Source organism: Variovorax sp. IB41 (genome assembly GCF_016405905.1).
Taxonomy (GTDB): Bacteria; Pseudomonadota; Gammaproteobacteria; order Burkholderiales; family Burkholderiaceae_C; genus Variovorax.
In genome coordinates, this window is record NZ_JAEFCB010000001.1 from 1,215,853 (window position 1) to 1,227,589 (window position 11,737).

General features: G+C 65.6%; 14 protein-coding genes. All 14 read right to left on the bottom strand.

Annotation, left to right across the window (positions count from 1 at the left end; genetic code table 11):
• Window position 1 precedes the first annotated feature (1 nt).
• Window positions 2-262 carry a hypothetical protein gene (locus JC881_RS05740; protein ID WP_198784687.1) on the bottom strand — a complete coding sequence of 87 codons (261 nt, stop codon included), beginning with the start codon at window positions 260-262 and terminating at the stop codon, window positions 2-4.
• Window positions 263-339: 77 nt separating this feature from the next.
• Window positions 340-708: a hypothetical protein gene (locus JC881_RS05745; RefSeq protein ID WP_198784688.1), complete on the bottom strand. Its 369-nt coding sequence runs from the start codon at window positions 706-708 to the stop codon at window positions 340-342.
• Window positions 709-710: 2 nt separating this feature from the next.
• Complete coding sequence (locus JC881_RS05750) at window positions 711-1,361, bottom strand: phage tail tube protein (RefSeq protein ID WP_198784689.1); 651 nt, start codon at window positions 1,359-1,361, stop codon at window positions 711-713.
• A 12-nt stretch (window positions 1,362-1,373) separates the two neighbouring features.
• On the bottom strand, window positions 1,374-1,826 hold the full coding sequence (locus JC881_RS05755; protein ID WP_198784690.1) for a hypothetical protein: 453 nt from the start codon (window positions 1,824-1,826) through the stop codon (window positions 1,374-1,376).
• A complete protein-coding gene (locus JC881_RS05760) occupies window positions 1,826-2,128 on the bottom strand; it encodes a head-tail joining protein (protein WP_198784691.1) in 303 nt (100 codons plus the stop codon). Before JC881_RS05760 ends, JC881_RS05755 begins: the two co-directional genes overlap by 1 nt.
• Before the next feature lie 15 nt (window positions 2,129-2,143).
• Window positions 2,144-2,467: a DUF2190 family protein gene (locus JC881_RS05765; RefSeq protein WP_198784692.1), complete on the bottom strand. Its 324-nt coding sequence runs from the start codon at window positions 2,465-2,467 to the stop codon at window positions 2,144-2,146.
• 70 nt (window positions 2,468-2,537) lie between these two features.
• Window positions 2,538-4,583: a ClpP-like prohead protease/major capsid protein fusion protein gene (locus JC881_RS05770; RefSeq protein WP_198784693.1), complete on the bottom strand. Its 2,046-nt coding sequence runs from the start codon at window positions 4,581-4,583 to the stop codon at window positions 2,538-2,540.
• 95 nt (window positions 4,584-4,678) lie between these two features.
• Window positions 4,679-6,259: a phage portal protein gene (locus JC881_RS05775; protein WP_233101540.1), complete on the bottom strand. Its 1,581-nt coding sequence runs from the start codon at window positions 6,257-6,259 to the stop codon at window positions 4,679-4,681.
• Window positions 6,260-6,262: 3 nt separating this feature from the next.
• Window positions 6,263-6,496 carry a hypothetical protein gene (locus tag JC881_RS05780; protein WP_233101541.1) on the bottom strand — a complete coding sequence of 78 codons (234 nt, stop codon included), beginning with the start codon at window positions 6,494-6,496 and terminating at the stop codon, window positions 6,263-6,265.
• 10 nt (window positions 6,497-6,506) lie between these two features.
• On the bottom strand, window positions 6,507-6,869 hold the full coding sequence (locus JC881_RS05785; protein ID WP_198784694.1) for a Mor transcription activator family protein: 363 nt from the start codon (window positions 6,867-6,869) through the stop codon (window positions 6,507-6,509).
• The gene (locus JC881_RS05790) at window positions 6,866-8,938 is read right to left on the bottom strand and encodes a phage terminase large subunit family protein (RefSeq protein WP_198784695.1); all 2,073 of its coding nucleotides are present in this window, start codon (window positions 8,936-8,938) and stop codon (window positions 6,866-6,868) included. The genes JC881_RS05785 and JC881_RS05790 overlap by 4 nt, the downstream gene beginning before the upstream one ends.
• Window positions 8,938-9,480, bottom strand: coding sequence for a hypothetical protein (locus JC881_RS05795; RefSeq protein ID WP_198784696.1), 543 nt, complete (start codon window positions 9,478-9,480; stop codon window positions 8,938-8,940). The genes JC881_RS05790 and JC881_RS05795 overlap by 1 nt, the downstream gene beginning before the upstream one ends.
• Window positions 9,481-9,655: 175 nt before the next feature.
• Window positions 9,656-10,444: a hypothetical protein gene (locus JC881_RS05800; protein ID WP_198784697.1), complete on the bottom strand. Its 789-nt coding sequence runs from the start codon at window positions 10,442-10,444 to the stop codon at window positions 9,656-9,658.
• 336 nt (window positions 10,445-10,780) lie between these two features.
• Window positions 10,781-11,731: a toprim domain-containing protein gene (locus JC881_RS32675; protein WP_198784698.1), complete on the bottom strand. Its 951-nt coding sequence runs from the start codon at window positions 11,729-11,731 to the stop codon at window positions 10,781-10,783.
• Window positions 11,732-11,737 lie beyond the last annotated feature (6 nt).

An 11,737-nucleotide genomic window follows, 5' to 3' on the forward strand; every position in this document is an offset into this window, starting at 1 on the left:
GTCACCCCTTCCGTCGCCGGCGCGCGTTCTGCGCCTTGACCTGATCCAGCACGCTGACGCGCCGCACGGGCGGCTCGACTGGCGGGTTCCAGGGGTCCACGTTCATGAAGTGCAGCGCCGACCACGCCTTGCCGTCGCGGCGCGTGCTGGCACCCTGCAGCGCTGCGGCCAGTGCCTTGGCATGGCGCAGGCGAGTGGCGTCGGGGCCAAGCCCTTCCTTCTCGTAGATCACTTGCCATTGCCCAAACTCCTGCGCGCTCATGCGGTGCCCTAGTTCTTCGACGGTGCATCCCAGATCCCGCGCCAGAACAAAGGCAAAACGCAGCGCGGGCCGGGCAGTTAGTTTTTTGCGGTGGCCTTGCTGTCCTGGCCGGACAGCCGCAACGCGATGTGAAAGAGGCTGAAGAAGGCTTCGGAATGCGCAGCGCCGAACATGTCCCACTCGTGGACCGACATCAGCGGTTGGCCCGCGTCATCGACCACGCATTTGTGAAGGAGGCGGGGCGTCACCAGCGACCCGGCACGCGCGCGCGCTTGGTCTTCGGTTTCGCCTTCGAGCGGCTCGCGCGCCTTCTGGTTGAGCGCGTCGTTTTCGAGGCGCTCCGACAGCAGCATCCCGCGCACGATCACGTCGCCGCCGAGCTCTTCGCACGGCTCGACCTGTTGCGGCAGCGTCGGGACCTTGAGGTTCTTCCGATCGAGCGCCATGCTTACGCCCCCGGGTAGGCTTGCAGCCAGCCGCGCACGTCGATGCTGACGGGCGTGGTCACCGCGGCACCGGCTGCGCCACCAGGTGCGAGGTTCGTGCTGGGGATGCCGGCGAAGAGCACCACAGTGCCATCGAGGAAACGGAAGCGGATTGCCACCACTTGGCGGCCACGCGATGCAGCCTTCAGGGCCAGCAGCGCCGGATCGGCGATGTCCCAGAGCGAGCCGAATGCATAGGCGAGCGGCGTCTCGTTGCCCGGCAGGTTGTAGTCGCGCTTTGTGTGGATGGTGCGGATCGCGACCTTGTCGGCCTCGCCGCCGCTGGGCGTCACATCGGTGAAGGTGGCGGCAGACACGCCGAAGGTGATCTTGCTCGCGGTTCCGGAGATGAAGGTGCCCAAGAAACCGGAGGTGTCGATGTCGTCCAGCGTGAACGACACACCCGCAGAGATCGCTTTCACGCGCACCACGGCATAGTCGAGATCGCTGAACCCCTTGACGCGCAGCAACACGATGTCGCCGACGATGAAAGTGTGGGTTGCCGCAGTCGCTACGGCCGGATTGGCTTTGGAGATCGCGGTGATGGGGATGGGCGTAGCCGCGACGGATTGAACATCGACGCCGACTTCGGACCAGATTTGTACTTCGGACATGGATGGCTCCTGTTAACGGGCAAGGTCCGGCGCACCGCGCCGGGTGTAGTAGGTGAAGCGCCAGAGCTGTTCGCGGCCGACCATGGGGACTTCGCCCTCGCCGCCGAGAAAGATCCGGCTGCCAGCGATGCGCGCGCGGTTGTGTTTGGGGATGGCGAAGGTGGGCACGCCGATAAGTTGCTCGACCTGCAGACCCAGCGCGCGGCCGCGCTTGGCGGCGTCCTCGGCGGCAGCATCGGCCACCACGCAGGTGATCAGCACGCCGTAGGTGCGCGCCTCCAGGCCGTCGACCGTCTGCGGGTCCACGGTCTCGCCCTCGGGAGCTTCCTGCACCAGCAGGGCCGGGAGTTCGCCCCGCGTGAGGCGGTCCGAACGATCGAGGAACACGTTCAGGCCCGCATCGGTGGCGCCGGCCTTGAGCGCATCGCGCACGCCTTCGAGGATGGTTTGCGTGACGGCGGGCATCAGACGCGCTCCTGCACTTGCACGTTGACCCATCCCGAGCTATCGGGCTCCAGGCCGCCGACAACCTTGTAGGCCGTGCCGTTGATGACGATCTCTTTGCCGTAGGCCAGGCTCGGCGTGTACTTCTGCTCGAAGCTCGCCAGCAGGCCGGCGCTTTCGGCATCGTCCAGCGGGTTGACGGGCGCCGCGTCGAAGATCACGCCGAACGGTTCGCTGCCCTCATAGGTCGCGGACGCGTTCGCGAGCCGGCGGGTGCAGGCTGCGTTCACGCGTTGCTCCAGGGCTGCGAACGGATCGACCATGTAAGGCTCGGGCGATCAGGCGTTCAGGTGCAGCCAGACGGTCGTGACACCGTTGCCCGCGGCCTTGGCGGCGTAGCCGGCGAGCACGTTGCCGCTGGCGGTCGTGGTCAGGCGGGTGTTGGCCGCGTCCCAGTACAGCAGCGCGCCCTGGGCCGGGGTGTCGGTGCTGAGCTTGGCCAGTTCGGCCACGCCCTTGACGCGGATCGCGCCGGTGCCGCCGGCGGGGATGTCAGCAATGACGATGCCGACGCGAACGCCGAACACGACCACGGCACCGGACGCCACTGCGCCAGCGCTCGTGTAGTCGAGGACGTTGCCTTCTTGAACAAAATTTTTCATGACGGTTCCTTGAGGGAGGGAGTGGCTTGCGGGCCGGCAGGGCATTGCTGCCCCGCCCTGCCCTCATCGATCACGCGCCGGGGTTCTTGGCCAGCGTGCGGAAGTCGAGCGGCGAGACGCCGGCATCGATGCGGACCTTGAATTCCGTGCCGTCGACGTTCCAGCCGTTCTTCTGCTCGAGGTACGGCGTCTGGTTGCCGTCGAGGTAGTTCACTTCGATGGTGTCGGCCGTGTTGGGGTTGGCTGCGCCGTACCAGGCCGTCGCCGAAGCCGCATCGAGGCGGGCATCGGAGACCACCTCGAAGGTTTCGCGCACGCTGTTGGGCGTGGTGTTGTTGCGCGTGGCGGCACCGACCTCGAACTCGCTCGCGCGCACCACGTTGGCGGTGCCCTTGAGAGCGCGCGGAACGATCAGGTACTGCAGGCCGATGTTCAGCGGCGATGCGCCTTGCTTCTGCAGCGCCATCGCAGCTTGCATCGCATCGACGCTGGCGGTGGTGATCGCCGCGCCGGTCAGCAGATTGCCGTGCGTGGCATGGAACAGCGCCACGCCATCGGGCATGTTCGGGTTCGCGGTCAGGATCGCGTAGACCAGATCGCCGATCGTGCGGATCGCAGCGCGGCCCATGAGGCGCGGCACGCGGGTGAACGCGTCGAGGTCATCGTTGATGATGGCCTGACGGGTGATGCTGAACAGTTCGCCGTAGGTCGCCAGCACGACGCTCGCACCGCGCTCGGTAAGCGTTGCGTACTTGTACTCGGCACCTTCGTTCACCTTGCGCAGGCTCGGGAACGAGTTGAGGTCGACGCGCTGGCCCACCTTGAAGTCCGACAGGGTGCCGGGACGGGTCCACAGCTGGAAGGTTTCGTCCGCTTCCTGGTAGCCCTTGAGCAGCGACTTGCTGGCGACATTCGCGAGCAGGCCCGGGAAATCGCTGGTGCTGTGCGTGAAGGCCGCGCCGATGAAGGACATCTTGTCCATGCCTTCGTGGCGCACGCCCGCACGGGCGAGACTCTCGCGGGCGAGCTCGGCGAGCGTGAAGCCGCGGAACGGGTTGGCGCCTTCGATCTTCTCGTAGCCGGCGCGCGCGAGCAGCGCCTGCGTGGTGGCCGTGCGGCGCTTGTCCTTTTCGTCCTCGACCGTGACGGCGTGCGTCCCGGCGGTCGGGGTGGCGCCAGCGGCGAGGTGCGCGAGCAGGCGGCTGCCAGCGGCTTCGACGGTCACGGCGTGAGCGTCTTCGCACTGGCGCTGCAGTTCGGCGACGCCAGCCTGCGCGGCGAAAGGCGCGAAGCTCGCGCGGATCGCGTTGCGGCGCGCGGTATCGGCGGCCAGGATGGCGGCTTGATCGGCTGCAGGAGCAGCGACGGGAGCAGCAGCAGTCGGGTTCGGTGCGGCCGCCGGGAGGGTGGTTTCGGGCATAGAGGGCTCCGTGGTTTTTGCGGCGGCTGCCGCGGGAATGCCTGCCACACGCGCGAGAGACGCGGGCAGCGAGCGATAACGGGAAACAGGAAGGTCTCGCGCCGAAGCGGAGACCGGCATTGCGTCGGTGATGCCGTCGATCAGCTTTGCGTCGAGCGCTTCGGCGGCGGTGTAGAAGTGATCCTTGCCATCCATCAGCAGGGCCAGCATTGCGGGCTGGTCTCCGGTTTTGGTGGCGTAGCTGGTGGACATGGCCGCAGCCCAGGTGTCCAGCTGGTCGGCCATCTCGCGAAGCTCCACGCTGTTGCCGGCTACATAGGACCAGGGCGCGTGAATCATCAGCACGGCGTTCTCGGCCATGTGGACCGTGTCGCCGCCCAATGCGATCAGGCTGGCGATGGAAAGCGCCATGCTGTCGACCTCGGTCGTGATGTGGGCCTTGTGCCGGCGCATCGCGTTGAAGATGGCCAGGCCATCGGGCACGCTGCCGCCAATGCTGGCGATGCGTAACGTGATCTGTTCAACGTCGAGCTCCGCGAGCTCGCGCACGAACGATGCAGCGCTGACCGTCTCTTCCCACCAGCTTTCGCCGATGTCGCCGTAGATCAGGATCTCGGCCGAAGATGCCGCGCCCAGCGCTGCTGCAGCGACTGCTGTGCGGCGGCGGACTGCGTACCAGGTTGAGGTTTGGGGCATGTGAGTGCTCGTGTAAGAGCACCCACTGTCCTAAAAAGGGCGTCCAGTTTTTAGGGGAGAAACTGGATTATTTGAAGCTGCCCGCAGGCCCTGCATCAGGGCGATGCGCGCGAGCCGCGCGTGCGGCCTTCCTCTTCTTCGTCATCCGGTGCCGGTGCGGGCGCAGGTGCCGGCGCGTCGTTCTTCGTCGTCGCGTAGTTGCTGCTGAACTGCAGTGCTCGGCGGGCCGCGTCCTTGCGGAACGAATCGACCTGCTCCACCACATCGCGCGGATTGCCGCCGCGCTTGCGGATGACTTCGACCTCGCTTGCGAAGCCGGCCTGCACGAGCTTCTCCCAGGCCATCGCCTCTTTCATCGGATCGATCCACGGCATGCTTTGACCGACGAACAGAGCGTCATCTTCGGTGCCGGGCTTCACGTCAGCAGGGATCGGCACGACGCCGCTCAGGTTCGCGATCTGCACGAAGGATCCCCAAGACGGCTGAACGAACATCGAGACGAACTCGTCGGACAGCACGGCATAGTGAATCCACTGCTCGACCAGTTCCTGGCGCTGGGCGCTGTACGTGCCGTCGTAGTCGCGGCTCACGCTCGAGTAGCTCGCGCCGATGCCGGCGGCGAACGCGCGCAACTGACCCGCACGCCATCCGATCAGGTTCGGGTTTGGGCGTTTGCTGTCGACCATGCCGATCTCTTCGCCGGCCACCAGCGAGTCGATGATCATCCCCGGCTGCATGCGCAGGTCCCGCGGAATGGCATTGCCCTCTGCATCGACGGGCAGCGTAGAGGCATCGAAGCCGGCGGGGTCGAGGCGCTTCACGTAGGCAGTGAGAGACGCAGCCACCTTGGCCGCGATGCGCTCGCTCTCTTCGTAGTCTTTCAGATCCTCGCCGCGGGTGATGACGCTGGCGAACTCCGAGACCCCGCGCTGCTGGTGCAGACGATCGAAGGTCGCGACGTGCATCATGTTGCTCGCCGGGATGAACTTGAGGCTACCGATGTCGTTCACCGTCATCGCCTCGCGCGGGTCGCCCTTGTAGACCCAATACCCTGTCGCCTCGCCCCAGGCGTTGCGCTGGATACCCTGGCGGATGTTTCGGCTGGGGTCGTCATAGTCGAGCGGCACGAAGTCGGGCTCAAGGAGCTCCAGCGAATACGGCACGCGGGTGCCGTGATTGAGCGCCACGACCGGGCCCTTGAGTTCTTGAGCGAAGGTTTCGCCATCCCGCAGCCAGGTGTACGCCGTCATTCGCTGGGCCAGTGGCCACCGATATTTGCCGGTCACCTCGGGCCGCCGCTGCCAGTCGCGATGTGCTTCCCGCAGGGCGCTGGCGTATTCCTCGTGAATGGTGCCGTCCATGCGCCGTGGCTGCGGCTCGATGCCAATGCCGAAGGGGCCGACTGTGTTGTTCACGAGCGTGCGCAACGCACCGCGCGTCAGGTCGTGGTTCCGTTCGAGGTAGCGGATGTGCGCGCGGATCTGCGCCGCGCCGCCGCTGACCAGGTTGTTCGGGCTGCTGTTGTCGTTGCGACGCGCGCGTTGCTTGGTCGGCTTCGCAGCCTCGTAGTACGACAGGACACGGCGCGCTTCGGCACGACGCACGCCGGCACGCGGACTGACCGCGCCAATCAGGCGATCGAGGATATTCAGATCTGCGACCGGTTCTTTGTCCATGTGTCAGTCCCGCCCGCAGCCAGGGTGATCGCCGAAGGTGGCGACGGAATAGCCGAGCCCCGAACGGGCGCGGCCTTGTTCGACGGCAACCCGCTTCTCCCATTCCTGGCGCCCCTTGCGGATCTCGCTCAGGTTCTCGTTGGTCAGCGTCCGACCATTGAACTGAATGGTCTTCCCCGCGAGGATCGCGGCTTCGGCGGCCAGGTAGCTGGCGAGCATGTCGGTGGTGGCGGTCATGGCAGTGACGCTACTCCGTCGTCTGTCCAGTTTTTAGGGGCGAAGTTGGACTTTTTCCGGGGAGGCGTTGTCCCGCAATCGCGTAGATGCGCGCTCGGCTCAGACCGTGCCGGCGCATCAGTTCCTCGCAATTCGAGCCGGTGAAGTCGCGTCGGATTGCGGCATCGCGCTCGGAGCGGTCGGGAGCGGGGATATACAACTCGCTGCCGCCGTGCGATTGGCGCAGGCCACGCACGATGGCCTGGCCGGCCAGCGTCGCGAAGGCGGGATGCATGCCGATCTCGGTGCGAATGATCTCGGCGAACTCGTATTCGAGTTGGACTGCAGCGTCCTCGGATTGGCCGGCGGTCAAACTTGGTTGAGGTGCGGTCATAGGCGATTACTCCAGTCATCGGATGCGAAGGGTGAAACGGGCGGGCGGGCCGGGCGGCGCTTGGCGGGCGCGGCTGGCGGTGGGGTGGCGGGTGGTGCTTCAGGCGCGGGCGCAGGTGCCGGCCGTGGCTGTTTCGGCACCTCGACGTGCAGCTTCTTCTGCAGGGTCGTCCAGGCGCTATCGGTCTTCGTGTGCAGCGCGAGGCGGTAGGCCGCGAAGAGTGCATAGACCGTGCAGTCGAGCACCTCGTTGCGCTGCCGGTTGACGTTCACCCAGCGCGTGAGAACGCCGCGGGCGGTCGACACCGGCACGCGAGATTCGGCCGTCAGCTGCAGATAAAAGGCGTCGGGCAAGTCCTTGCTGAAGTGGACATAGCCTGGGCCGGGGTCGCGCACCTTGAGGCGCGAGAACATCACGTCCTTCGCAGTGTCGGTGCCGACGTACCAGAGCTTCGCGCCGCGCTTGACCACCGTGCCGCGGAAGTTCACGTCCTGCAGCTTCGGCTTGGCGCCGATGGGCTGGCCTGGTTGCGGGTCGCCGCGCACGCCGTAGACCTTGCTCGATTCGCGGAAGCGCGTGTAGTTGTAGCCCTGGTGCGTGAAGTCGCCCATCATGTCGATGCCGACCGCCGAGATGCCGAGCTCGACGCCGCACTCGTGCGTGAAGGTGCTGCGCAGGTAAGGGTCGAGCTTTGCCGCCCACTCGTCCTCCAGGCCGGGATCGCCGGGGATGACGCAGTAGTCGATAACCCACATTTCCTCGCCGCGGCCCATGGCCCAGACGACCACCTCCCAGCGATCGCCCTGCACGTCGACACCGGCGACGAGCACCAGGCCGCCGGCGGGCACGGTGCGGAGGCGGTAGTCCTCGGCGCGCTGCTTGAGCACGTCGATCTCCAGCTTCTCCGCCTCGTCGTCTTCCCAGGTCTCGCCGAGCGTCTCGTTGATCCAGCCCATCAGCGGGCCCTTGTCGCCCGCCTTGCGCTTGACCATCGCGTGCAGGAACGATTCGACGATCTCGGCCCAGGTGGCTTGCGGGCTGTACGCGGTCCAGATCTTGAAGGCGACGTGACGCGGCGGCTTCGTTGGCATGCCGGCCGCATCGCGCCAGCAGCGATCGACGCCATACCGCCAGTTCCCGCACTCGCTGACCCACGCGCCATCCTTGTAGATGCGCAGGTAGTCGGACTGGCGCAGCTTGCCGTGGCAGTGGTGGCACTGATGCCAGACGTTGGCCGGATCGTCCTTGTCCCACTTGAAGCCGTGCTGCTTGTCCTCGCCGCCCCAAGACAGCGGGTGTTCGAGGCCGCAATGCGGACAGAGGATGTGGAACACCATCCGCGCCTGCGCGGCCAGCGTCCGGCCTTCGATGTGGCTCAGGCCCTTGACGCGCGGCGTGCTGCCGATGATGTGCTTCGGAAAGGTGGCGCCTTCCAGCCGCTTCCGGCTCAGGGTCCACGGGTCCGCGCTGCGCTCGATCAGTTGGTCGAAGCCGTCGATCTCGTCGAGCTTGGCGCTGGCCACCGTGATCCGCCGATAGTTCTTCGAGGCCTTCCCGCCGAGCAGGTGCAGCAGGCTCCCGAGAAACACCTTCAGCCGCAGCGTGTTGTCCTTGCTCTTCTTCAGGTAGCTCGGGAACACCTTGCGCATGACTTTCACGTCGCGCAGCATCGGCTCGAGCTCGGTCTTGCAGAACGAGTCGGAGTCGTCGTCGGTGGGCTGCCAGAGCGCCTGGTTGCGCTTCTTGTGGTGGGCGTCGTAGGCGATGCTCGCGAGCAGCATCTTGGTATAGCCCACGCGCGCGCTCTTGAACACGTCGACCTCTAGGATGCGGTCGTCGCCCATCGCATCCATGATCCCAGGCTGGAATGGGTACGGGACCCAGCGCTGCTGTGTCTGGCTCGACTCGGCCGACAGGTAGAAGTGCTTCTCGGCGAACTCCGAGAGCGTCATCGGCGGCTCGACAGTCAACGGGCTGAAGCCGGCGCGCATCGCCTGGCGGATGGCGTTCTCGGTCTCGGGGTTCAGCGCCTCGATGTCGGTGATCGGGAAGTTCTCGCGCGCGCCCATCAATCGGCTCCCTCGTCTTCGGGCGGCTCTTCGTCCTCGTCATCCTCTTCCAGTTCGCCGCGGACTTGGAGGTCTTCGGTGTCGGACACCCAGTCATTGCGCGCGCGGGCGATGGCTCCCCGCAAAGCCGTGATGGCTTCGTCCGGCAGGTCGGGCACCACCTTCAGCAGTTCGCCGGGCAGCGCGTCCAACTTCGCCGAAACCGCTGCGGTGGCCGAGGCGAGCACGCGGGTCAGCAGCGCGATCGGCGCGTACTCGCCCAGGTCTCGGAGGTTCTTGATGCGCTGGCCCATGCGCTTCTCGCGGTCGAGCGCGGCCTTTTCCTGCGCAGGGTCGAGCTCGCCGGCAGCAGGTGCGCGGCCGGCAGCCACCTCGCGCAGCTGTTCGCAGTACCCGGCGATCCATTCCGCGCCTGTGTCGCCGCGGGTCAGCGTCCCCTCCTTCACGATCTGGCTCACGCGCGCTTCGCTGAGTCCGACGATCTCCGCGAACTCCTTCTGCGAAATGGTTCTATCGAGTGCTTCCAAAGCGGCCGAATTCACTTAAGGCCCTTTGAGACGTTGCTAAATAGCGACAGGACAGGCCCCGAATTACCCGTGCACGGCAATTCCCAAGAGGACCCGCCCTCTTGTTTGTTGCATGAATACAACACACGCAGAGCATGCCCCGAGTTGGTGCGAGGCAAGGTCAGGGCGTCAGTTGTGCCCATGGCTGCGATCAAGTTGCACCTCCCGGTCGTGCGCTCTTCAATGCCTTCGCGTACTCGCGGTCGAAGTGCCCCTCGAACACGCGATTGATGGTTCGATCTGCCACCTCGTAGAACTTGAAGCGTCGGCCGTAGACCGCCTTCGAGACGAACAGCAGGATCGGCTTCACCGTCGTGCCCGTTGCACTGGCGGTGCGCACCCAGATGCCACGAGGCAGGTGCTGCTTCATGCGTCCGTTACGCCATGAGCGCTTACCGAATGGGTGTGTGCCCTGCCCTGTGCTTACGAAGTACGCTTCACGCACGCGCTTGCTCTTGCTGCGCTTGCTATCGGTGGCGTTGGCATCCGAGCCAGCGAGGTTGAATGTCTTGAGCTGGCTCAGGATCTTGGTGATCTGGCCTCGGCCCATGTTGCCGAAGCTGTCGAGCTTGGCGCCAATACCAGGCACAGCACGCTCGTTCGCCCGCATGAGCCCACGCTGCAATAGCAGTTGCTCGAACCGCTTCTGTTGCCGAGCCCCGCCCTCAATCTGCGGCAGTAGGTAGTGGCTCGGGCGCTCGCTGTCCTTCACCCACACGCTGGCCGTCAACGTCTGCTTGGTGGCTGGCTTGATGAACAGGGAGTTCAGCGTGAAGGAGGTCGGCTTGCTGAAGGACGTACCCATCTCGGTCTTCTCGTCCGTGCGCACGTCTTGCACAGTGCGCGTGAGTGCGACTGCCAGGGCGAATGGCGCCTGCTTCGCATCGTTCTGCAGCGCCGCCTTGGCGCTGGCGAAGTTGTCGCGCACGTCGAGCTTCATGTGTTGCTACCGCCTCCTGCGGCGGCCGCTACTCGAGCTGGCGATGTGAAAGTCTGCTGGACCACTGCGCTACTCCTTTATCTGTAGAGCCCCTGTATTCGGGGTCTGGTTTTAAGTACCCGGCTTGGTGGGCAGACCTAGCCCATCCTGGGTAGGCCTTCACAATGCAATCGCACCCGTCATGGAGCCGCACTGACCCGTCAGCCGTTCGATGCAAGGGCGCTAACTTCGCCACCCTTTCCCCTGTTTCAGCACCTGATCCAACAGTCGGGGACTCACTCTGCGCCGCTGTTGTTAAACCGTGTCCAACCAGCGCAGTGAAGAAGCGATCCCGCGCTACGGCACGGTTTCCGCGCCCGGAGCCGGCCTTGAAGGACGCACGGCCTTGGCGCCGCGCAGGATCTCGCGCTGGATTCGCGCAGGGGCTCGCTCGCCCCACTCCTTCAGGGCGTCGCACCAGTCGGTGCCCTCGATGTCTTGGGGGTAGGCCACGCCGCAGCTAATGAGCTCGGCGGCGTTGCGGGCCTTTTCGATTCCTGGGTTGCCCTTGCCCTTGGCGGCAGTACCCCAGTCGTTATCGGCGGCGACCACGACGGCACCGGAGGGGCGCAGTTCATCGACGACGGGCGTCAGGTTATCGGCGTAGAACGCGACAATGACCTTGGCCAGGCGGATGCTCTGGAAGACGGCGAGCCCCGTAGCGAGGCCTTCGACGACGACGGTCACCGCGGCATTGGGGCGCGAAAGCTCGAGGCTGGCGCCGATCTGCGGAGCGCGCGCGATCTGGCGCTTCACGCCAGCCGTGCTGATGCGCTGCACGTTGACCAGCTTCCCACGCCAGAACATCGGCACGAGCAACCAGTCGTCCAGGATGCGGGTTTCATCGACCCAGACTTCCCCGCGCCACACGCGCAGGTGATCGCAGCCCAAGACGCTCAGGCCCTTGCGCGCAAGGTAGTCATGCGGCGCATAAGGCCGAGCCCCGGCCCAGAGTTCACGGGCGTAGCGAACGGCCTTCAACGTCTCCGCGCGCTCCTGCTCGCGCTTGGCGCGAAGGATGGCGGGGTCGATGGGCCTGGCCTTGGTGTTGCTGCCGTCTGTCCATGTATTCGGCTCGGAGTCTGTGGCCCAGTTACGCCACCAACCAATGCAGCCGTCGAGCGCCAACTTGTAGGCCCCGTTCCGCTTCTTCGGATGGTCTTCGGTCGCACAGCGATGCCAGCGACCATCGGGAACGATGTCCCGAGGGTGAAAGCCGGAGGCGATGAGGGTGTCGCGGAAACTCACGTGCGA